This window comes from Streptomyces sp. NPDC086554 (assembly GCF_040686095.1).
GTDB lineage: Bacteria > Actinomycetota > Actinomycetes > Streptomycetales > Streptomycetaceae > Streptomyces.
This window is the reverse complement of record NZ_JBFBJK010000012.1, coordinates 148,396-170,402: the sequence shown is the minus strand read 5'-3', so window position 1 is coordinate 170,402 and position 22,007 is coordinate 148,396. Positions and strand designations below refer to the sequence as shown.

At 70.6% G+C, this 22,007-nt stretch carries 18 protein-coding genes, 1 tRNA gene and 1 pseudogene; 5 read left to right on the top strand and 15 right to left on the bottom strand.

Annotated features, from left to right (window positions below; translation table 11 throughout):
- Window positions 1–303: 303 nt before the first annotated feature.
- Complete coding sequence (locus tag AB0O76_RS21660; protein ID WP_365493545.1) at window positions 304–720, bottom strand: hypothetical protein; 417 nt, start codon at window positions 718–720, stop codon at window positions 304–306.
- Window positions 720–2,117 carry a PLP-dependent aminotransferase family protein gene (locus tag AB0O76_RS21655; RefSeq protein WP_365493542.1) on the bottom strand — a complete coding sequence of 466 codons (1,398 nt, stop codon included), beginning with the start codon at window positions 2,115–2,117 and terminating at the stop codon, window positions 720–722. The genes AB0O76_RS21660 and AB0O76_RS21655 overlap by 1 nt, the downstream gene beginning before the upstream one ends.
- 175 nt (window positions 2,118–2,292) lie before the next feature.
- On the opposite strand from AB0O76_RS21655, the gene AB0O76_RS21650 reads away from it, so the two are divergent.
- The gene (locus tag AB0O76_RS21650; protein WP_365493539.1) at window positions 2,293–3,108 is read left to right on the top strand and encodes an alpha/beta fold hydrolase; all 816 of its coding nucleotides are present in this window, start codon (window positions 2,293–2,295) and stop codon (window positions 3,106–3,108) included.
- A gap of 130 nt (window positions 3,109–3,238) precedes the next feature.
- Entirely contained in the window at window positions 3,239–3,706 is a 468-nt protein-coding gene (locus tag AB0O76_RS21645) for an FxLYD domain-containing protein (protein WP_365493536.1), read from the top strand.
- 15 nt (window positions 3,707–3,721) lie between these two features.
- Here the strand turns inward: AB0O76_RS21645 and AB0O76_RS21640 are convergent, their stop codons facing one another.
- The gene (locus AB0O76_RS21640; protein WP_365493533.1) at window positions 3,722–4,387 is read right to left on the bottom strand and encodes a DUF1326 domain-containing protein; all 666 of its coding nucleotides are present in this window, start codon (window positions 4,385–4,387) and stop codon (window positions 3,722–3,724) included.
- A 156-nt stretch (window positions 4,388–4,543) separates the two neighbouring features.
- Between AB0O76_RS21640 and AB0O76_RS21635 the strand changes: the two genes are divergently transcribed.
- Complete coding sequence (locus tag AB0O76_RS21635) at window positions 4,544–5,308, top strand: DUF2182 domain-containing protein (RefSeq protein WP_365493530.1); 765 nt, start codon at window positions 4,544–4,546, stop codon at window positions 5,306–5,308.
- Window positions 5,309–5,333: 25 nt separating this feature from the next.
- Here AB0O76_RS21635 and AB0O76_RS21630 read toward each other — a convergent pair whose 3' ends face one another.
- Entirely contained in the window at window positions 5,334–5,927 is a 594-nt protein-coding gene (locus tag AB0O76_RS21630) for a TetR/AcrR family transcriptional regulator (RefSeq protein ID WP_365493527.1), read from the bottom strand.
- A gap of 89 nt (window positions 5,928–6,016) precedes the next feature.
- Here AB0O76_RS21630 and AB0O76_RS21625 point away from each other — a divergent pair, with 89 nt between their 5' ends.
- On the top strand, window positions 6,017–6,577 hold the full coding sequence (locus AB0O76_RS21625) for a hypothetical protein (protein WP_365493524.1): 561 nt from the start codon (window positions 6,017–6,019) through the stop codon (window positions 6,575–6,577).
- 71 nt (window positions 6,578–6,648) lie between these two features.
- Here AB0O76_RS21625 and AB0O76_RS21620 read toward each other — a convergent pair whose 3' ends face one another.
- The 3 genes from AB0O76_RS21620 to AB0O76_RS21610 all read right to left on the bottom strand — a co-directional run bounded on the left by AB0O76_RS21620 (window position 6,649) and on the right by AB0O76_RS21610 (window position 8,000).
- Window positions 6,649–7,215, bottom strand: a complete 567-nt coding sequence (locus AB0O76_RS21620; protein ID WP_365493521.1) for a Uma2 family endonuclease — start codon at window positions 7,213–7,215, stop codon at window positions 6,649–6,651.
- An 84-nt stretch (window positions 7,216–7,299) separates the two neighbouring features.
- Window positions 7,300–7,638, bottom strand: coding sequence for a DUF3224 domain-containing protein (locus AB0O76_RS21615; RefSeq protein WP_365493846.1), 339 nt, complete (start codon window positions 7,636–7,638; stop codon window positions 7,300–7,302).
- A 47-nt stretch (window positions 7,639–7,685) separates the two neighbouring features.
- Complete coding sequence (locus AB0O76_RS21610) at window positions 7,686–8,000, bottom strand: TetR-like C-terminal domain-containing protein (RefSeq protein ID WP_365493844.1); 315 nt, start codon at window positions 7,998–8,000, stop codon at window positions 7,686–7,688.
- Between the two features lie 183 nt (window positions 8,001–8,183).
- On the opposite strand from AB0O76_RS21610, the pseudogene AB0O76_RS21605 reads away from it, so the two are divergent.
- Window positions 8,184–9,593, top strand: a pseudogene (locus AB0O76_RS21605) (site-specific integrase); the annotation flags it as partial.
- Window positions 9,594–9,738: 145 nt separating this feature from the next.
- Here the strand turns inward: AB0O76_RS21605 and AB0O76_RS21600 are convergent.
- From AB0O76_RS21600 to AB0O76_RS21565, 8 genes are all read right to left on the bottom strand, one after another.
- A tRNA-Thr gene (locus AB0O76_RS21600) sits at window positions 9,739–9,812 on the bottom strand.
- A gap of 107 nt (window positions 9,813–9,919) precedes the next feature.
- Window positions 9,920–11,461, bottom strand: coding sequence for an alpha/beta hydrolase (locus tag AB0O76_RS21595; RefSeq protein ID WP_365493518.1), 1,542 nt, complete (start codon window positions 11,459–11,461; stop codon window positions 9,920–9,922).
- A gap of 109 nt (window positions 11,462–11,570) precedes the next feature.
- Entirely contained in the window at window positions 11,571–12,776 is a 1,206-nt protein-coding gene (locus tag AB0O76_RS21590) for a DNA polymerase III subunit delta' (protein ID WP_365493515.1), read from the bottom strand.
- A gap of 102 nt (window positions 12,777–12,878) precedes the next feature.
- Window positions 12,879–15,887, bottom strand: coding sequence for a dTMP kinase (gene tmk, locus AB0O76_RS21585; RefSeq protein WP_365493512.1), 3,009 nt, complete (start codon window positions 15,885–15,887; stop codon window positions 12,879–12,881).
- A 107-nt stretch (window positions 15,888–15,994) separates the two neighbouring features.
- On the bottom strand, window positions 15,995–18,811 hold the full coding sequence (topA, locus tag AB0O76_RS21580) for a type I DNA topoisomerase (protein ID WP_365493509.1): 2,817 nt from the start codon (window positions 18,809–18,811) through the stop codon (window positions 15,995–15,997).
- 316 nt (window positions 18,812–19,127) lie between these two features.
- Window positions 19,128–19,325, bottom strand: coding sequence for a hypothetical protein (locus AB0O76_RS21575; protein ID WP_365493506.1), 198 nt, complete (start codon window positions 19,323–19,325; stop codon window positions 19,128–19,130).
- Between the two features lie 416 nt (window positions 19,326–19,741).
- The gene (locus AB0O76_RS21570; RefSeq protein ID WP_365493503.1) at window positions 19,742–21,268 is read right to left on the bottom strand and encodes a class I SAM-dependent methyltransferase; all 1,527 of its coding nucleotides are present in this window, start codon (window positions 21,266–21,268) and stop codon (window positions 19,742–19,744) included.
- Window positions 21,269–21,421: 153 nt separating this feature from the next.
- On the bottom strand, window positions 21,422–22,003 hold the full coding sequence (locus AB0O76_RS21565; RefSeq protein ID WP_365493500.1) for a small secreted protein: 582 nt from the start codon (window positions 22,001–22,003) through the stop codon (window positions 21,422–21,424).
- Between the last annotated feature and the right edge of the window lie 4 nt (window positions 22,004–22,007).

Below are 22,007 nucleotides of genomic sequence, written 5' to 3'. Positions count from 1 at the left end.
AATTCCCTTGGCTTACTGGCCACTTGAGGACTCTTTACTCCCGCAGCGCGCTTCGCGGCGCCGATGAGCCCGCGGGATCCGCGCACGCGCCACGGCCGTCCGGCGCCCGCGCGGGGGCGGAACCGCCTCGGATACCGGCACCACTTGCTCACCGATTGGTCACCAATCGCTCACGCGTGGACGCTGGTGCGGGGCTTCGGCCGCTCGCGTGGGCGGCTGACCCGGGACGTAACCGCCGGTACGGCAGGCTACCCGATGTACGGCACAACTATCCGCCGTACGGGCGTCGGGCGCGGGGCCCGGTCACGCACCGTACGGAACGACCACGACCTGGAAGTCGTCCTCGTACACGACCCGCCCCGGATCCGACGACCGCAGCATCCGGCACTCGACGCCGTGCGCGTCGAGGATCTCCAGATAGCCCGGCACCCGCTCGATGAGATGCGTGGCGGTGGACTTGAACCAGGCCACGGCTCCCGGGGTGATCTCGGGGTCGTACACGGTCGGGTCGACCTTCGAGGGGGTCGGGTACGCGGCGTCGTACCAGTCGTTGTTGGCCCGCCGGAAGCGCTCCTGCTCCGGGGTGAGCTTCCCCTCCCTGGCAAGGCCGTTGACCAGTACGAACACTCCGGGAAAGTGCCCGCGTTCATGCCGCACCGGGGACTGGAACCGTACGAACTCCGCCGCCTGGGCCGTCTCCACCGTCTCGTCGTCGCGCATCAGGGCATCCTCGCATCCGTGCCCGCACCGGGCCCCGCGCTGCGAACAAGATCGGCCAGCACTCCCAACGCGTCCCCGAGCACGTCCACCGGCGGCGACGCGAGCCCGATCCTGATCGCGCCGGGCGCGGACCGCTCCCCGACCGCGAAGGCGGACCCGGGCGTCACGGCGACACCCCGCTCGGCCGCGGCGGCGACGAAGGCCTCGGCCCGCCAGTGGGCGGGCAGCTCCCACCAGCAGAAATAGGAACGGGGGTCGACACGGACCCGCCCCGAGCGAGCCCCGGACCCCGCGACTGCAACCGCACCCGCACCCACCCCGAGCCGCTCCCGCACGACCCGGTGCCGCACTTCCGCATCGACGCGCTTGGCGGCGACCACCGAGTCCACCGTCCCGTCGCCGCACCACCGCACCACGGCCTCCAGATTCACCCCGCCCGCCGTCCAGGCCCCGGAGCGCAGGGTCCGCGCGAGGACGTCCAGATGGGCGGGCGGCGCGGTCAGCATGCCCACGGTGAGTCCGGGGGCGAGCCGCTTGGAGAGGCTGTCGACGAGGACGGTGCGGTCCGGGGCGTACGCGGCGAGCGGCGCGGGAGCGCCATCGGCGAGAAAGGCCCACGTGGTGTCCTCGACCGCGAACAGATCCAACTCCCCCAGCACGGCGGCCAGTTCGGCCCGCCGCTGCGGACCGGCGGTCAGGGACAGCGGATTGTGCAGCGTCGGCTGTACATACACCGCGCTGAGCGGCGAAGCACTGCGGTGGACGGCGGCCAGCGCGTCCGGCCGCATCCCCTCCTCGTCCACGGCAACCGGCACCAGACTCACCCCGAGCCGCTCGGCAATGGCCTTGACCAGCGGATACGTCAGCTCCTCGACACCGAGACGGCCTCCAGGGCGTACGAGGGACGAGATCGCGGCGGCGATGGCCTGCCGCCCGTTGCCGGCGAAGAGGACATGGGCGGGGTCGGGCCGCCAGCCCGCCCGGGCCAGCACATCGGCGGCGGCAGCCCGCGCCTGGGGAGTGCCGTCGGCAGCGGCCGGGCGGGCGGCCTCCATCAGGACGTCCGGGCGCAGCAGCGGGGCGATGCCGCGGGCCATCAGCTCGGACTGCCCTTGCGTGACGGGGTAGTTGAGCTCCAGGTTCACCGGAGGCGCGTCCGCCCTCCGCGGCTGCTCGGCGAGCGAGGCGGACCCGCCGGGGTGCGGGGGCGCGGCCCTGACGAAGGTGCCACGCCCGACTTCGCCCACCGCGAGACCCCGCCGTACGAGCTCGCCGTACACGCGGATGGCGGTGGAGTTCGCGATCCGCCGCTGCCGGGCGAAGGCGCGCTGCGTGGGCAACTGATCCCCGGGCCGCAGCAATCCGCGCTCGATCTCCCCGGCCACTTCATCGGCCACGAGCCGATAGTCGCTACGCGCCACAGCAAGACCCCCCCCCCAAGAAATCCAGCAGCCGCCATACGGGCGGGAAACAAGCGCCCGCAGGCCCCCCCCCACTCCCCCGGCCAACCACATTGCACCGCGAGCAAAGACACTATTGCACCGCGGAGTTACCCCGACCTAGCCTCCCCCCATGACAACCGCGCACCTCAACGGCATAACCATCGGCTACGACGATGAAGCCCCCGGCGGTGAGGTCCCCGACGGTGAAGGGTCGGCCCCACCCCTCCTCCTCATCCACGGCCACCCTTTCGACCGCACGATGTGGACCCCCCAGCGCACCGCCTTCTCCGCGACCCACCGCGTCATCACCCCAGACCTCCGCGGCTACGGCGAGACGGACGTCATCCCCGGCACCACCCCCTTCGCCACCTTCGCCGCAGACGTCCTCGCCCTGCTCGACCACCTCGGGGTGACCCGCTGCGCACTCGGCGGCCTCTCCATGGGCGGCCAGATCGCGATGGAGTGCCTACGCCTCTTCCCCGAGCGGATCAGCGGCCTGCTCCTGGCCGACACCTTCCCGACCGCCGAGACGGACGAGGGCAGGACCTGGCGCAACGCCATGGCCGACCGGCTCCTCGCCGAGGGCATGAAGCCGTACGCCGATGAAGTACTGGACAAGATGGCGGCCCCGTACAACCCGCGGGCCGCGGCCCATGTGCACCGCATGATGCTGGCAGCCCCGCCGGAAGGCGCCGCGGCAGCCCTCCGGGGCAGGGCCGAACGCCCGGACTACCGGGCCCTGTTGAGCCGCGTAACGGTCCCCGCCCTGATCGTCGTCGGCCGTGACGACACGTACACACCGGTGTCCGGCGCCGAGGCCATGCGCGACGCGATCCCGGGCGCGGAACTGTGCGTGGTGGAGTCGGCGGCCCACATGCCGAACCTGGAGCAGCCAGAGGTGTTCAACGCGGCGGTGCGCGCATGGCTCACCCGGATAAACACCTGATCCTGCCCCCTCTCCCCCCTCTCCCCCCTCTCCCCCCTCTCCCGCCGCTCCCCACCCGCTCCCACCCCCTCCCACCCGTACGGACTGCCCCGCCTCGCGCCCGCCGCCCGTCACCCCGAAGGTGGGCGGCATGAAGCGCACCCGTACCGCATCCGCGGCCTGCATCGCTGTCCTCGCCCTGCTCGCCCTCACGGTCACCGCCTGCTCCGACGAAGACGTCGACAAGGCCAAGGACACCGTCGCATCGGCCACGGCCAAGGCGGGCGAGGCGGTCGCGTCCGCCACGGAGGCGGCGGCCTCAGAGCTGGCGAAGGTCAAGGACGGCGTGAACGCCAAGGGCGACGTGAAGGCCGCGGACACCACAAAGCCCGACGGCGACCGGACCACCGCCGAGATCACCGCCACCAACAGCACGGACAAGAAGGCGGACTACACGATCTCCGTCAACTTCCGTGACGGCGACGGCAACCTCCTCGACACGGTCGTCCTGAACATCAACGGCGTGGCCCCGGGCGCCGCCAAGTCCGGCACGGCCCGCAGCAACCGAAGCCTGTCCGGCACCCCGAAGGCGGAGATCAGCAGGGCGCTGCGCCACTGAGCGGGTCGAGCGGGTTCAGTTCGGCCCGGCCCAGTCGAAGGGGATGTGCTTGCTGGACTGCCCCTGGCGGCTCCAGCTGAAGCCGAAGGCGTCGGCACGGTCGGCCGTCGAGCGGCCCCAGGTCGCGACCTGGCCCGGACCGGTCTCCGATCCCGGCAGGTTGGTCGACTGCACACGCGCGCCCTCGGGCGTCGTCGGTCCGGTGAGCGCCGTCGCACCGGCCTCGACCCGGCCCGGAACGGTGGCCCGCCAGCTACCCAGGTCGTCGTCGACCTGAATGTCGATGGGGGCGAAGTCCATGCCGCGCATCTCGGCCCCGAACATGCTGATCATTTCGGCGGGCCAGCTGCCCGCCTGACCACTGAAGATCATCTGGAGCGCCTCGCGCTGCGCGTCGTCGGCCCTCTCGTCGAAGAAGACGCCCGCGTACGCGTCGGAGTGCTCGGCCCACACATTGCCGACGAACGAGCCGAGCATCAGTACGTTGAGGCCGTCCAGCGGAACATCGCCGTAGCGCCCCTCGCGTACATGCCAGGCCAGGATTCCCTCGCAGTCTCCGAACGTGGGTGGCTCGGCGAACGTGCAGGGGCACGGCACATTGCACTTGCAGGTGTCGAACCAGTCTCCGGACGCATGCCACTTCGGAACAGTAGGAGCTGCCGTCTGAGCTGTCTCAGTCATATCCGCCGCCTCCTCGAGGCCCGCACTTCCATTGTCCTCCCTGCCCTCCTTTGCCGCGCGACCCACCGCTTTCTGTGCTGACCTGGAACTGTGTTCCGTGACCGGGCAGCGCTCTCCGCGCCCCTGAGGCCGGGCAATCTCCTCCCGGCCCGGGAGATGACCATCGCCTGGTCCGTCATGGTGGTGCTCGCGCTGCTCGCGTGGCTGCTCACGGCCGCACAGGCCGGTGACACGGACATGGACATGGAGCCGGGGACGATGGGCCTCGGCCTGCCCCTGTTCCTGCTGCTGTGGGTGACCATGATGGTCGCGATGATGTTCCCGTCCGTGGCGCCGGTGGCCATCACCTGGGTCCGGGCCATCGGCCGTCAGTCCTCCGGAGCCGCCCGCACGGCACGGATCGCCCAGTTCGTGGCCGGGTACCTGATCGCCTGGACGGCATTCGGTCTCTGTGTGTACGGGATTCTCACCGCGACCGGCGACCTGGTCGACGGCCACCCCGAAGCCGGGCGCTGGATCGGCGCCGGCGCCTTCCTGCTCGCCGGACTCCACCAGTTCAGTCCGCTGAAGAACATGTGCCTGCGCCACTGCCGAAGCCCCATCGGCCAACTCGTGCGCTACGCCGGCTACCGGCCGCGCGCCCGTGACCTGCGCGTCGGCGCCCACCATGGGCTCTACTGCGTCGGCTGCTGCTGGGGACTCATGATCGTCCTCATCCCCCTTGGCACGATGAACATCGCGGCGATGGCGGGCGTGGCGGTCATCATCTTCATCGAGAAGCTATGGCGCCTCGGCCCGGTGTTCAGCACCGCGATCGGCGTGCTGTTCCTGGTCCTGGCCGCACTGGCCCCGTTCCAGAGCTGGCTGCTGCCGGGTCTTGAACATCACGGCCCATCGATGGAGCCGATGACGATGCGCTAGGCGCCACGCACGAGGCCCGCACCGCTCAGGGGCTGAGCGACCGCAGAATCCTCTCCGGCAGGACGCGCGCGGCCTCGTCGAGGTCGACATCGTCGATACCGGACAGCCACCGGCGCGCGGTCGCGACGACAGGCCCCAGGACCAGCGCTTCGATCAAGGGCACGGCCAGCGGGGCGACCTCGCCCGACTCGATGTGCTGCCGCATCCACGCGGCCATCGGCGAGAGCCTGGCCTCCTGGGCATCGCGGAGCTGCCTGGCCTGCGCCATCCCGAGCCGGTCGGCGTAGGAGGAGTGCAGGAGCCGGGACGCGTCCGGGTGCTCCTGGATAAACGTCAAGTAGACCCGCACGAGGGCGCGGATGCCGGTCCGGGCGGTCCGGGAACGCTCCACGGCCGCGGCGAGCTCGCCGAGCAGCCGGCCGAGCCAGCGCTGCAGCAGGGCGATCATGAGGCCGTCGATGCTGCCGAAGTGGTGATAGAGGCTGCCGAGGCTGACACCGCTGGCCTTGGTGATGGCGCTGACGGTGACGCCCTGCTCGCCGGAGTCGGCGTACACCCGGAGCGCGGCGTCCAGGAGGCGGTCGGCGGTTTCCTCGCCGCGTTGTTGCTTGGGGCTCATGGTGACACCCAGCGTAAGCCACGGAATTTCTAGAACTATTTTCTAGAAACCCACTCCACAAAAACCGCCCGCTACCCCACACTGATCCGGTGTCCGAACCCATACCCCCCGCACCCCGCCCGGCCGCCGCACCCGGCTCCACCGCCCGAGGCTGCCTGGCCGCGCTCGGCGTCGTCGGCGCGGTACTCCTCGTCATCCTGCTTCTGAACCAGGGCGACGGCGATGACAGCACCGCCACTCCCGACCCGACAACCACCACACCGACGTACTCCAGCGATCCGTACGAGACCGACGATCCATACGGAAGCGACGACCCGTACGACAGCGCGACCGACCCCGCGGCCACACCCACGAGCCCTACGACTCCCACGAGCGAGGCCCCCACCCCGTACGACTCAGGCACCTGCCTCAACGGCACACTGCCCAACTCCGAGACCGCGCAGGAGGTCAGCGACGTCGACGAGGTGTCCTGCTCCGCATCCGACGCCCACTACCGGGTGATCGAGAGCATCCCCATGACGTCGGACCTGAGCGCCTGCAACGACAACTCCCAGACGCAGTACGCCTTCTCCTCCCGCTACACCCTCAACGGAACGACGATCAACGAGTACGTGTACTGCCTGGTCGGCATCGGCTCGTACGCCCGCTGATCCGCCCTCGTGCCGCCCAGTCCGCTCACGCAGCGCTCACGCAAATTGCCGAGGTCTCGCCGACGTAAGACTCAGATCCGACCGAGGTCGACTTCGACTGGGAAGGGCGCCGCGACCTTCACGACACCGGTGAACACGTCCCCGTCCCGGTACGTCCTGATCGCCGGATCGAGCACGTAGGTGTACACGAGCGGGACCCCGGTCGCGGCCTGCTCGACCCGCCAGTAGAAGGCGATGCCGGCCTTGGCGTACTGGTCCGTCTTCACGATCCGGTCGGTGGTCTCCGACCCCGGCGAGACAACCTCCACAACCAGCAGCACGTGCTCCGGCCGGGTGGGCGAGACGTCGATCGTGTCCGCGCGATACACGACAACGTCCGGTCGCCGATTGGTGAGCGGAACATCCTGCAGACGGACGTCGAAGTCGGTGTCGGCGTTCCACTCCGGCCCTGCGGCAGCCTCCAAGGCATTCGCCAGGATCCGGGCAAGCCGGTTGTGGCGCTTGGACGCGCTGGGACTCACGACGACCATCCCGTCCACGATCTCGATCCCCGCACACTGCTCCTCGGACCAGGAGTCGTACTGCTCCGCCGTGATCTGCTCGTGCATCCACGCAGGAGCCACCGTCTCGGCAGTCATGACGCACCTCCTGGACACCATGCGAGCGGGACCGATCGCGCTGAGTTCAGCGTACTGTCCCGACACCCCCGCAGGGGGTAAACATCAGGCGACCTGGCAGAACCTGCGGAAACCGGGCTGGATTGCCGGCGCATCCGCGCGTGGAGAGCACTCACCGTTCCTCCACCACCGGATCACCCCACCGACGGACACACCACGATCCGGCTCTGCCGCGCGCTCAAAGGACTCCATGGCGACATAGGTGCCCGTGTTGGTGGACTGGTCGAACGCGGAGGTGAACAGCGTGGCCGACCGCCCGGCAATCTCCCCCTCGAACTGCTTGTCCATCGTGGCGACACCCACGGGCACCGCGGTCTCGATCGCCGGGCTTGGCACCGGGGCAGGCGTGAAGTCGACAACTTTGAACGTTCCTGAAGCTCGCATCCCCGGAGCGCACTCCGCACCACCGACAACGACGGTGGCCAGGCCGCTCATGATCCGCCAGTCAGCCCGACTGCGGTTAGTCCGGCGATCCGGGCGGCCAGCTCCGGGGACGGCGGCTGCCCCAGCAGGAAGATCCACGCGAAGGTGGTGCCGAGCACTGCGGCATGGACCAGCGCGGGGTCAGCCTGCACGGCCAGTTCACCGCGGGCGAAGGCCCGCTGGAGGATGCCCGACACCTCCGCGCGCTCCGCGGCGATGACCACAGGATCGGAGAACGCCGCGAGGACCACGTTCGCGAGACCGATGAGATCTCCGTGCAGTGATCCGGTGTCCGGCAGTGGATGCGGTTCCCGGCCCTGCACCAGGCCGGCGAAGACCAGCTCGACACGCGAGGCATACCGGCGATAGATGGCGGCCTTGCCCACCCGGGCCCTGGCGGCGACGGCGTCCACGGTCATCCCGGTGTAGCCCACCTCCACGATCAGCTCGCGAACCGCGTCGCGGATGGCGTCGTCGACGCGGCTGTCCCGGGGACGGCCAAGGGGTGCACCTACTCCGTACGCCAGGAGCTGCCCCCGCGCGAGGACGGCAGCCGCCGTTCCTTCGCCCGCGGCGGCTATGACAGCCGCAAGGCCGCCCAGGCCGACCTCGACCACGTCCGCGCCCTCCTCGGGCTGGCCGAGTCGGACGACCTTGAGGGCACGGAGCTGATCGCCGAGATGCTGGCCGAGGTCGGCCGCGAGCGGACACCTCTGCCCGACGTCGAGGAGACGAGGCGACGCCTCAACGCCGGCCAGGACCTCATCGGCAGCCTGACCGTGGCCGAGTGGCTCGACCAGTGGCTGGCGAGCAAGCGCATACGCAAGTCCGGCCTGAACCGCTACGAGACCGACATCCGCGTGCGCTTGAAGCCGCGCATCGGGAACCGTCGCCTGGACCGGCTGCGCGTCAGCCACCTCAGCGAGATGTTCACGGACATCCGCGACGCCAACGCCCAGACCCTGGAGGACAACGCCCAACGGCGTGCCGCGATCGATGCGATGCCGCCCTTCCGCCGCATCACCGGACCCGCCACACGCCAGCACGTGAAGGCGCCCCTGCGCGCCGCCCTGAACGACGCGATCGGGCAGCAGATCATCACGTTCAACCCGGCTGCCCACGTCGAGATCGACCCCGTACGCAAGCCGAAGGCGCTCGTGTGAACGGACGAGCGGATCGCCAAGTGGGAGCAGACGGGCGAGAAGCCGTCGCCCGTGATGGTCTGGACGCCTCAACAGACTGGCGCCTTCCTCGACTTCGTCGCCGAGGACCACCTGTACGCGATGTGGCACCTGATCGCCTTCCGCGGGCTGCGCCGTGGCGAGGCGTGCGGACAGCCGTGGTCGGAGACGAACCTCGACACCCACTCCCTCACCGTCTCCTCCCAACTCGTGCAGGACGGCTGGGAGATCGAGGCATCCGACCCCAAGACGGACAGCGGCTACCGCGTCGTCGCGCTCGACGACGACACCGTCAACGTCCTCAAGCGGCACCGCGAACAACAGGACGCAGACCACTCAGAGTGGGGCTCGGCCTGGGTCGAGACCGGCCATGTCTTCGCTCAGGAGGACGGCTCCTGGCTGCACCCCGGCAAGGTGACCGACCTCTTCGAACGGCTCGTCGCCGCCTCCGGTCTCCCGCCGATCCGTCTCCACGACCTGCGCCACGGCTCGGCCACTCTCATGCTGGCCGCAGACATCGACATCAAGATCGTGTCGGACACTCTCGGGCACAGCGACACCCGCATCACGCGGGACATTTACCAGAGCGTCCTGCCTCAGGTCGGCAAGAACGCCGCCGAGGCGACCGCGAAGTTGGTGCCGCTTCAGCGCAAGGCTGAGGCAGAGAAGGCGGCTCGCAAGGCGGCGAAGGAGGCGAAGGCCAAGAAGAAGGCCAAGCGCCGGAAGCCCGAGAGAAGTAGGTCCCTGAGCGGCTCCGCTCAGGCATCGCTCACGCAAGCCCCTCCACGGCGTCTCAGCCGTGCGCCTCGCCGCGCCCAAAACGACCCCGAAAAAAGCAAAAGCCCCAGATCACGGCGAGTGAGTTCTGGGGCTTCCACAGAGCCGCCTTCGGGATTCGAACCCGAGACCTACGCATTACGAGTGCGTTGCTCTGGCCATCTGAGCTAAGGCGGCGCGCTGCCCGCACCTATGGTGCGATCAGCAACGTCGCCAAGTCTACACAGTTTCCGGGGGTGCTCCGTACACCCCCCGCGAGAGCCCCCTGAGGGCCCCCGGCACCGCTATGAGCAGCGCTTTCCGTCCTTCGGGGCGGTGCCCTCCAGGAGGTAGGCGTTGATCGTCGAGTCGATGCAGTCGCTGCCTCGGCCGTACGCCGTGTGGCCGTCGCCCTCGTAGGTGAGGAGCTTGCCGGATGAGAGCTGGGCGGCCAGGGACTCGGCCCAGTGGTAGGGGGTGGCGGGGTCGCGCGTCGTGCCGGCCACCACGATCGGGGCGGCGCCCTTCGCCTCGATGCGGTGCGGCTCACCCGTGGCCTTCACCGGCCAGTACGCGCAGTTCAGCGAGGCCCAGGCGAGGCCCTCGCCAAAGACCGGCGATGCCTTCTCGAAGTCGGGGAGGGCCTTCTTCACGGCTTCGGGGGACTTGAAGGCCGGGGGGAGGTCCAGGCAGTTCACGGCCGCGTTGGCGAACATGAGGTTCGCGTACGTTCCGTCGCCGTCACGCTCGTAGTAGCTGTCCGAGAGCGAGAGGAGGCCCGCGCCGTCCTTGTCCTTCATCGCCGTGCCCAGCGCCGTGCGCAGCTGGGGCCAGGCCGCCTCGTCGTACATCGCGGCGATCACGCCCGTCGTGGCCAGCGCCTCGCCGAGCTTGCGGCCGTCGGGGTCGCCGGCGGGGATCGGCTTGCCGTCCAGGTCGTCGAAGAAGGACTTCAGGCGCTTGCCCGCGTCCTGCGGGCTCTCCGTGCCCAGCGGGCAGTCCGCCCGCCGCACGCAGGCCTCGGCGAACGACTGGAACGCCGTCTCGAAGCCCGCCGTCTGGTCGCGGTTCATCCGGCGCGCGGGCAGGGACGGGTCCATCGCCCCGTCCAGGACCAGGCGGCCGACGCGGTCGGGGTAGAGCCCGGCGTATGTCGCCCCCAGGAATGTGCCGTACGAGGCGCCCACATACGTCAGCTTCTCGTCGCCGAGCACCTCCCGCAGGAGGTCCATGTCGCGGGCGGCCTCGATCGTGGAGACGTGCGGCAGCATCTCGGCGGACTTCTTCTCGCAGCCGTCCGCGAACTCCTTGAAGGACGAGGTGAGTTCATCCGTCTCGCCCGCGTCGTCGGGGGTGATGTCCGTCTGCGTGTACGTGTCCATCTGCTTGCCGTCGAGGCAGGTGACGGGCTCGCTGCGGGCCACGCCGCGCGGGTCGACCGCGACCATGTCGTAGCGGGCGCGGACCTCTTCGGGGTAACCGAGCGCCGCGTACGACTGGAGATAGCCGATCGCCGAGCCGCCGGGACCGCCCGGGTTGACCTGGAGCGAGCCCAGGCGCTTGCCGGGGCCCGTGGCCTTCTTGCGGGCCACGGCGAGCTTGATCTCGTCGCCGCCCGGCTTGTCGTAGTCCAGCGGCGCTTTCATCGTGGAGCACTCGAAGCCCGGGACGCCGCACTCGCGCCATTTCAGCTTCTGCCCGTAGTAGGGCGCGAGCCCTTCCGGAGTCGCGCGGGGCAGCGCGGCCATGGACGCGTCCGCCGTCGAGCTCCCGGCCGAGCAGCCGGAGATGAGCAGTCCGGCGGCCAGGAACACGGTGGCGGGGGTACGGAGTCCTCTGATGCGCATCAGGCGAGACTAACCGTCCGCGATCACTCGGTCGCCCTCAGTGCTCGTACGGGTGACTCGGTCAACCTCCGGGCCGGAATGTCCCGTTCGCCCCTCCGGAGAGCGCTGGTCAGCCCGCGCGCAGCGCCACCGTCATCGCCTCGACCGCCAGCAACGGGGCCACGTTGCGGTCCAGGGCGGTGCGGCAGGCGCTGATCGCCTCGATGCGGCGGAGCGTGGACTCGGGCGATGTGCCGCGCGCCATGCGCTCCAGCATGTCCTGCACCTCCGTGTTGGCGAGGGCCACGCGGGAGCCGAGCTGGAGTGTCAGCACGTCTCTGTAGACACCGGTCAGGTCGATCAGGGCGAGGTCGAGGCTGTCGCGCTGGGTGCGGGTCCTGCGGCGCTTCTGCCTGTCCTCCAGGTCCTTCATCACGCCCGCCGTGCCGCGCGGCATCCGGCCGCCCTTCTCCGCGCCGAGCGCCGCCTTCAGGTCGTCCGTCTCCTTCACGTCGACCTCTTCGGCGAGCTGCTTCGCGTCCTCTCCCGCCGTGTCGATCAGCTCCTGCGCGGCCTTGAGGCAGCCGCCGATCTCCTCGACCCGAAGCGGCATCTTGAGCACGGCGGCCCGGCGCTCGCGCGCCCGCGGGTCGGTCGCAAGGCGCCGGGCGCGGCCGATGTGCCCCTGCGTGGCCCGGGCGGCGGCCGCTGCGACATCCGGCTCGATGCCGTCACGTCGTACGAGAACATCGGCGACGGCGTCGACAGACGGCGTACGCAGCGTCAGGTGCCGGCAGCGGGAGCGGATCGTGGGCAGCACGTCCTCCAGCGAGGGCGCGCAGAGCAGCCACACGGTGCGGGGCGCGGGCTCCTCGACGGCCTTCAGGAGGACGTTGCCCGCGCCTTCGGTGAGGCGGTCGGCGTCCTCCAGGACGATGACCTGCCAGCGGCCGACGGCGGGCGAGAGCTGGGCCCGCCGCACGAGGTCGCGGGTCTCCTTCACGCCGATGGACAGCAGGTCCGTACGCACCACTTCCACGTCGGCGTGCGTACCGACCAGGCTCGTATGACACCCGTCGCAGAACCCGCAGCCGGGTACGCCGCCCAGCGCGCGGTCCGGGCTCGTGCACTGCAGCGCGGCGGCGAAGGCACGGGCGGCGGTGGACCGCCCGGAGCCGGGCGGCCCGGTGAAGAGCCAGGCGTGCGTCATCTTCGACGCCTCGGGGGGCGCGGTGCCCGTGGCCACGGCGGTGACGAGGGCGTCGGCGTCCCGAGCGGCAGCCCCCAGCTGCTCACTCACCCGCTCCTGGCCCACCAGGTCATCCCATACGGCCATGGGTCACCGCCTCTGCCTTGCACTTTTCGCTGCCGGTTTCATTGTGGGGCAGCCCACTGACAACGCCCGCCGCTCGCGGTGCGGGCACCGGCACCGCAGCGCTCAGCGCCCGTTCCGGCCCCGGTCGTCCTCGTCGTCCCGCGAACCCAGCAACTCGTCCGCCAAGGACGGCAGATCGTCCAGCGGAGTCTCCTCCGCCCAGTCGGAGCGCGGCCGCTGGCGAGGCGCACCCTGCTCGTCGACCTGGGGCAGCTCACGGGTCCGGTCGTTCCCGCCGCCAGGCGCAGGCGCGGGACGCTCGTCCCGGAAGTACCCCGGCGGCACCTTGTCCTCCCGGACGGGCGGCAGCACAGCCGTCTCGTCCGCGGCCCCCGAGGGAACCGGCGGCTGCGGCAGAACCTCGGTGTTCTCCCCCGATGTCTGCGGAGTCACGACAGGCGTGGGCACAGTCGTCTCGTTGTCCGGCGTGGAATCAGCAGGTGCAGGAGCCGCAGCCGCAGAAGCCGCCGCCGTCCGCGCAGCCGCCGCCTCGGCCTGTGCCGCAGCCAGCCGCCGCGCTTCCTCGGCCCGCAGCAACGCCTCCTCGGCCTTGCGCTGCTTCTCGATCCGCCGCGCATCCGCCTCGGCCCGAAGCCGCGCCTCTTCCTCTGCCTCCCGGCGGCGCCGCGCCTCCTCGGCCGCGCGCACCTTCTCCTCGGCGAGCAGCCGCGCCTGCTCCTCCTCGGCCCGGCGCTTCGCCTCCTCGGCGCGCTGCCTGGCCTCCTCCGCCTGCCGTTCGGCCTCCAGGCGCTGCGCCTCCTCGAGCTCGCGGCGCGCCCGCTCCTCCTCCTCGGCACGGAGCTTGGCGATCTGCTCCTGGCGCTCGCGCTCGACCCGCTCCTCCTCGGCCTTCCGCGCGGCCTCTTCCTCGGCCCTGCGGCGCGCCTCTTCCTCGGCGGCCTTGCGGGCCTCCTCCTGCGCCTTCACCTCGGCCTCGGAGAGCGGAAGGACGAGGTCGAGCCGGTGCCGGATCACGGTGGTGACAGCCTCCGGCTCCTGCGCGGCGTCGACCACCAGGTAGCGCCCCGGGTCGGCAGCGGCGAGCGTCAGGAAACCGGACCGCACGCGCGCGTGGAACTCGGCGGGCTCCGACTCGAGCCGGTCGGGCGCCTCCGTGAACCGCTCGCGGGCGGCCTCGGGGGACACGTCGAGCAGGCACGTCAGATGCGGTACGAGACCGCCCGTGGCCCACCGGTTGATCCGGGCGACCTCGGTCGGCGACAGGTCACGGCCCGCGCCCTGGTAGGCGACGGACGAGTCGATGTACCGGTCGGAGATGACCACGGCGCCGCGCTCCAGGGCGGGCCGTACGACGGTGTCCACGTGCTCGGCACGGTCGGCCGCGTACAGCAGCGCCTCGGCCCGGTGCGAAAGACCGGCCGAAGACACGTCCAGGAGGATCGACCGCAGCCGCTTGCCGACGGGCGTCGCCCCCGGCTCACGCGTCACCACGACCTCGTGGCCCTTGGCCCGGATCCACTCGGCGAGCGCCTCGGCCTGCGTGGACTTGCCCGCGCCGTCGCCGCCCTCCAGGGCGATGAAGAAGCCCGTGGCGGCGGGCGCCTGCAGCGGGTCGTCGCCGCCGCGCAGCGCGTCCCTGAGGTCGTGCCGCAGCGGTACGCCCTGCCGGTCGTCGACCTTGGCAAGCACCAGCGCGGCCACCGGCAGGAGCAGCGCGCCCACCAGCATCAGCGTGAAGGCGGCGCCTCCGTGATCGAAGACAAACTTGCCGTTGACGAAGCGGTGCGGGCCGATCGCGGCGGCGACCACGGGGGCCACAAGGGCGCCGAGCGCCACGAAGAGACGTACGACCGCCTGGAGATGCTCGGTCGTGCGGGCCCGCCGGTAGTCCTCGACCTCCTGGTCGAGCAGCGCGTGCCCGGTGTTCGCGGCGATGCCGGCGGCCACCCCGGTGAGCGCGAGGAGCAGCAGCACGGTCGTCACGTCGGGCACGAGGCCCGCGGCGAGCAGGGCGACGCCGGTGACGGCGATGGCGAGCGCGAGCAGCCGGCGGCGCGAGAGCGCGGGCAGCACGGAGGGTGCCGTACGGATGCCGACGGCGGTGCCGCCGGTCAGCGCGAGGACGATCAGGCCGTACGTGACGGGCCCGCCCTCCAGGTCCTTCGCGTGCAGCACGGCGACCGCCACGGCGGCCGCGACGGCCCCGGCGATCGCGGCGCAGGCGGCGACCAGCAGCGGGATCGCGCCGGTGCGGCCCTTGTCGGTGCCGGCGCCGGTGCGGGGCCTGCGGAGCCCTTCGAGGGGGCTACGCGCGCGTGGCGTCTGCGTGGCGGGAAGTTCGAGGAAGTAGACGATCGACAGCGAGGCCGCGAAGAGCCCGGCGGCGACGAACGAGGCGAGCCCCGCCTGGTGCACCTCGAACCATTCGAGACCGGTACCCAGCAGGTTGCCGATCAGGGTGACGGCGACGAGCACGGCGGCCGCGACGGGCAGCGCCACGAATCCCGTGCGCAGCGACAGGCGCCGCAGCGCGTCCATGTGGTCCGGCAGCGGCCGTACCGTCGCGCCCTCAAGCGGCGGCGCGGGCAGCAGCGCGGGCGCCGCGCTCTCCCGGCACACCGTCCAGAAGCGCTCGGCGACGCCGATCACGAAGGCGGTGACGAGCAGCACCGCGAGCGCGTTCTCCGCAGTCCAGTCGATCCACAGCGGCGCGATGATCAGCAGCGCGGCCCGCAGACCGTCCGCCACGACCATCGTCCAGCGCCGGTCCAGCGGCCCGTCGGGTGAGGTGAGCGAGCTCAGCGGCCCGAGAAGCACCGCTCCGAAGAGCAGCGTTGCGAGAACGCGTGCCCCGAAGACAGCGGTTACGGCGAACGCGACCCCTCGGTACCCGCCCCCGAAGGCCGCCTCGGAGATCGCCGCCTGCAGGGCGAGGACCACCAGGACGAGGAGCGCGAGCGCGTCGCCGACACCGCCGACGAGCTGTGCGCTCCACAGCCGCTTCAGCTGCGGTACGCGCAGCAGGGCGCGGACGGCACGCTCTCGGGAATCTGCGACCAGGGCGTCGTCGGGGGCCGGGTTTCCGGCCGTTGGCTGCTCGGCACGCGTCATCCGTCCAGCCTATCCGCACCGTGTGACACCTCGAAGGGGCGCCCGAACAAACGGACGCCCCTTCGATTCACAGATTCACAGATTCACACCGCCGTACGACGCGACCTCTACTCGGCCTCGGACGCCGCGGTCTTCTTCGCGGCGACCTTCTTCGTAGTGGTCTTCTTCGCGGCCGTCGTCTTCTTGGCGGCGGTCTTCTTGGCAGCCGTCTTCTTGGCAGCCGTCTTCTTGGCCGGAGCCTTCTTCGCCGCCTTCTTGGCGGTCTTCTTGGCCGGCCCCTTCGCCCGCTTCTCCGCGAGGAGCTCGTAGCCCCGCTCCGGAGTGATGTCCTCGACGGAATCCGCGGCCCGCAGGGTCGCATTCGTCTCGCCATCAGTGACGTACGCCCCGAAGCGCCCGTCCTTGACGACGACCGGCTTCCCGCTGACCGGGTCCTCGCCGAGCTCCTTCAGCGGCGGCTTGGCCGCGGCCCGCCCCCGCTGCTTGGGCTGCGCGTAGATCGCGAGCGCCTCTTCCAACGTGATGCTGAAGAGCTGCTCCTCGGCCTCCAGGGACCGCGAGTCCGTGCCCTTCTTCAGGTACGGCCCGTAGCGCCCGTTCTGCGCGGTGATCTCGACACCCTCGGCGTCGGCACCCACCACACGGGGCAGGGACATCAGCTTCAGCGCGTCCTCAAGAGTCACCGTGTCGAGCGACATCGACTTGAAGAGCGAGGCCGTCCGCGGCTTGACCGCGTTCTTGCCGGTCTTCGGAGTGCCCTCGGGCAGCACCTCGGTGACGTACGGGCCGTAACGCCCGTCCTTGGCGACGATCTCGTGGCCCGACGCGGGGTCGGTGCCGAGCGCGAAGTCACCGCTCGGCTTGGCGAGCAGCTCCTCGGCGTACTCGACCGTCAGCTCGTCCGGCGGCAGATCGTCGGGTACGTCGGCGCGCTGGTGGCCCTCCGCGTCCTTCTCGCCCCGCTCGATGTACGGGCCGTAGCGGCCGACCCGCAGCACGATGCCCTCGCCGACGGGGAAGGAGGAGATCTCCCTAGCGTCGATCGCGCCCAGGTCGGTCACCAGCTCCTTGAGCCCGCCGAGGTGGTCGCCGTCGCCGTTGCCGGCGCTCGAGGCGGCCCCCGCGTCGTCGCCCTCGCCGAAGTAGAACCGCTTCAGCCACGGCACGGCCTGCGCCTCGCCCCGCGCGATGCGGTCGAGGTCGTCCTCCATGCGTGCGGTGAAGTCGTAGTCGACGAGCCGCCCGAAGTGCTTCTCCAGGAGGTTGACCACGGCGAAGCTCAGGAAGGAGGGCACGAGGGCCGTCCCCTTCTTGAAGACGTATCCGCGGTCGAGGATGGTGCCGATGATCGACGCGTACGTCGACGGGCGGCCGATCTCACGCTCTTCGAGCTCCTTGACCAGCGAGGCCTCGGTGTAGCGGGCCGGGGGCTTGGTCGCGTGGCCGTCGACCGAGATCTCCTCGGCGGAGAGCGCGTCGCCCTCGCTGACCTGCGGAAGCCTGCGCTCGCGGTCGTCGAGCTCCGCGTTCGGGTCGTCGGCGCCCTCGACGTACGCCTTGAGGAAGCCGTGGAAAGTGATGGTCTTGCCGGACGCGCTGAACTCGGCGTCGCGGCCGTCGGAGGCGGTGCCGCCGATCTTCACCGTGACCGAGTTTCCGGTCGCGTCCTTCATCTGGGAGGCGACGGTCCGCTTCCAGATCAGCTCGTAGAGCCGGAACTGGTCGCCGGTCAGGCCGGTCTCGGCGGGCGTGCGGAAACGATCACCCGAGGGGCGGATCGCCTCGTGCGCCTCCTGCGCGTTCTTGACCTTCCCGGCGTACGTGCGGGGCTTGTCCGGCAGGTAGTCGCTGCCGTACAGCTGCGTGACCTGCGCGCGAGCGGCGCCGATCGCCGTGTCGGACAGCGTCGTGGAGTCCGTACGCATGTAGGTGATGAAGCCGTTCTCGTACAGCTTCTGGGCCACCTGCATGGTCGCCTTCGCGCCGAAGCCGAGCTTGCGCGAGGCCTCCTGCTGCATCGTCGTCGTACGGAACGGGGCGTACGGAGAGCGGCGGTAGGGCTTGGACTCGACGGAGCGGACCGAGAACCGGGTGTTCTCCAGGGCCGCGGCGAGCGCGCGGGCGTTCGTCTCGTCCAGGTGCAGGGTGTCGGACTTGAGCTGCCCGACCGAGTTGAAGTCGCGGCCCTGCGCGATGCGCTTGCCGTCGACCGTGGTGAGGCGCGCGACGAGCTGCGAGGGGTCAGACGCGTCACCGGCGCGGCCCGTACCGAAGGTGCCCGTCAGGTCCCAGTACTCGGCGGAGCGGAAGGCGATGCGCTCACGCTCACGCTCGACGACGAGGCGGGTCGCCACGGACTGGACGCGGCCCGCCGACAGGCGCGGCATGACCTTCTTCCACAGGACCGGCGAGACCTCGTAGCCGTAGAGACGGTCGAGGATGCGGCGCGTCTCCTGGGCGTCGACCATGCGCTTGTTGAGCTCGCGCGGGTTGGCGACGGCGCCCTGGATCGCGGCCTTGGTGATCTCGTGGAACACCATGCGCTTGACCGGGACCTTGGGCTTCAGGACCTCGAGGAGGTGCCACGCGATGGCTTCGCCCTCGCGGTCCTCATCGGTGGCGAGGAAGAGTTCGTCGGAGTCCTTCAGCAGGTCCTTGAGCTTCTTGACCTGCGCCTTCTTGTCGGCGTTGACGACATAGATCGGCTGGAAGTCATGCTCGACGTCCACGCCGAGGCGGCGCACCTCGCCGGTGTACTTCTCGGGCACCTCCGCGGCGCCGCTGGGGAGGTCGCGGATGTGCCCGACGCTCGCCTCGACTACGTAGCCGGGGCCGAGGTAACCCTTGATCGTCTTCGCCTTGGCAGGCGACTCGACGATGACGAGTCGGCGGCCGCCCTTTGCGGTCTCGCTGGTCGGGGACAACTTCGCTCTTCTCTCCGGTCGGTACTCGGTGGCCGTACTAGTACTCGGTGGCCGCACTAGGTGGCCTCGCTCGATGCGCTTGAGTTGCGCCGTCGCTGCGGAGTGTGACGGTACATCCCGCCCCCGTGTCAAACGGGAAAAGCCCGCAACGGCCACTCGAACGGTAACCCGAGTACCGCCATTCCTGCCGCCCGGAGTGGCGACCTGCCGTTCGACCACCGGCGGCGGGCCTACGGCCCGGCCCCGCCGCATATCCGCCGACATCGTCCCCGCGGCCACCGCCGCCGTGCCGTCGCAGCCAGGTGAGGCATCCCACTCACAGCCGGGTGAAGCACCACACTCCGAGCACCAGTGCGCCCGCTCCGGCGATCGCGGCGAGCGTCGCCGATGCGACAGGGTTCACACCCTGGGCGACGGGTGCGCGGTGTGCCACGCGTGCCCCGGTCCAGAGCAGCAGCCCGGCTCCGAACAGCGCGAACACCGTGCCCGCGAAGATCGCTGGCCCACTCTCCATGGCATTTCCTCCCCGTACCGACTTCCCGGCTTGGGAAACTGGCACGCCCGGGAAGCCGGGGCGCGAACCCCGGGTGAACGGCGGGCGCCCGGCGCGCGTCACCGCACGGCGCACACCGCTCCGCACGCGCCTTCGGGACCGACGGCAGACCCGACGGCAGACCCGACAGCGCCCAACTCGACCGGAACTCGTCGCCACGGAACCTGTTCGCGCCGTACGCACCTTCTTGTGGACCACTGTGCGGCGCCCCGCCCTCCGGCACCCGCACCGACCCGATGCGGTCCTGTTTTCCGGCGCTCTTCGGCGCGCAAACCGACCCGATGGCCCAGTGCGGGCGCGGTCGCGTACGGGACCTGCCGTACCGGCATCACCCGCGCGCGGCTACGCGTCTGGACGCGCGGCGTGCGTGCTACGCCCTACGCCCCGACCGGCTCCAGGAAGCCCTGCTCCACGAGCAGCCGGATCTGCGCGGGCGTGCGATCCCGCAGCAATACGGGGTCCTCCCCGACCAGTTGGGCGATGGCGTCGAGGATCCGCCCGGCGCTCAGCGACCCGTCGCACACCCCGGCGAAGCCCGCCCCCACCGTGTCCACCTTGGTGGCGCGTCGCATCCCGCGGTGCTGGCGCAGCACGACATGCTCCGGGTCCTCGGCGCCCGGAAGGCCGACCTGCTCCTGCACGACCTCGTCGGCGAGCTTGAAGTGCCCGGCGAGCAGCGCGGCGTCGTCGTGCGCCCGCAGGAAGTCCTGGCGCGCGAAGTGCGCCCGCACCGTCTCGCCGAGCGGCTGCTCGACGGGGTGCGGCCACTCCTCCACCGTCACCGACGGCTCGGCGGCGCCCAATCCGGCAGCAGCCTTGCGCAGGGTGATCCAGCCGAACCCGACGGCGCGCGTCTTACGTGCGTCGAACTCGTCGAGCCAAGCGTCGTACCGCGCGGCGTACTCCTCCGGATCCGCCCGGTGATCCCCCGCGTCCCTCAGCCACAGCTCCGTGTACTGCGTGATGTCCTGCACCTCGCGCTGCACGATCCACGCGTCGCAGCCGCGCGGCACCCAGGAGCGGAGCCGCTCGGTCCACTCCTCGCCGTCCACGTGCTGCCAGTTGGCCAGGAAGTGCGCGTACCCCCCTTCGTTCAGTCTTGCCCCCGCCTGCTGAACGAGCGACCGGCACAGATCGTCCCCGCTCATCCCGCCGTCGCGGTAGGTGAGCCGCGCCCCGGGCGAGATCACGAAGGGCGGATTGGACACGATGAGGTCGTACGTCTCCTCGCCCACCGGTTCGAAGAGCGAGCCCTCGAGCACGGTGGCGACGGGGGCGCCGGACAGTGCGAGGGTGAGCCGGGTGATGTGCAGCGCCCGGGGGTTGAGGTCGGTCGCGGTCACCCGCGTCGCGTGCTGAGCGGCGTGCAGCGCCTGGATCCCGGAGCCGGTGCCGAGGTCGAGCGCGCTCTCCACCGGCGTACGCACGGTGAGCCCCGCGAGCGTGGTGGACGCACCGCCGACCCCGAGCACGACGCCCTCGTCATGGCTGCCGATGCCGCCGGCCCCGCCGACCGCGCACCCGAGGTCCGAGACGATGAACCAGTCCTCGCCGTCAGGACCACCGTAGGGCCGCACGTCCACGGTCGCCGCGAGGCCACCGTCCGCCTCGGCCAGCCAACCGCTCTCCAGGAGTGCGTCGACGGGCAGAACTGCCGCCACGCGCGCGTGCGGCACGGTCCGCTGCAACAGGAAGAGCCGTACGAGCGTCTCCAGCGCCCCGTCGCCACGCGTGGCCCGCAGCGCGGGCACGGTCTCACTGCGCGCGAGCGCGGCATAGGCGGGCGCCCCAAGGAGATCGAGCAGCCCATCAGCGGTGAAGTCGACCGCCAGCAGGGCTTCCCGCAGCTGAGCGGCAACATCAAGACGATCGGACGAGGGCAGGGGGGCGCTAGCGATACTCACCCCCTCATTGTGACCCGCATCCGCCTGTCCCCGCTGTGCGCAGTCGGCCGCCTTGGCTGTGCCCACAGCCGCCGGGCGCCGCTGAACGCAACGCTGCCCCGGAGCCGGGGGGAGTCCCCCAGCTCCGGGGCAGCACAGCAAAAGGGGGCAACCCTAGGACGCGGAAGGCGTAGCGGAAGCGGACTTACAGCTGTCCTGCTTGCTCATCGCCTTCCCCACCTCACCCTCCTGCAGCTTCTCCAACGCCTCGTTCCCGCTCTTGCTCAACTTGTCCAGCTCGCCCGCGACACCCTTGAGCCCATCGGCGAAGTCCGCCTGGTTCTTGGTGTCGAGCCCGTCGACCTTCTTCTTCAGGTCGCCGTACGACTTGGAGATCGCGTTCAGTTCCTTGACCGCGTCATCGGTCTTCTTCTGGCCCCCGTCGACCGGCGGGGCACCCGCGTTCTTCACCGCGGCGCCCATCGCCTTGTAGGCGTCGGACATGTCCTGGAACGCCTTGGAGTCGGTCTTCTGGACGTCCTCCGGCGAGCTGTTGTCCGAGGTCTCCTTCTGGATCGCGGCATTGGCATCAGCGATCTTCTTCGACTGCGGCTGCACCGAGTCGCAGACGTCCTTGGCCCAGGCGTCCAGCTTCTCGTTCCCGTCGTCGCTGCAGCCCGACAGCGCCAGTACCAGTACCGCACCGCCGGACAGTGCGGCAGCAAGCTTCTTGTTCACCGGATTGGTCCCTTCCATGGCT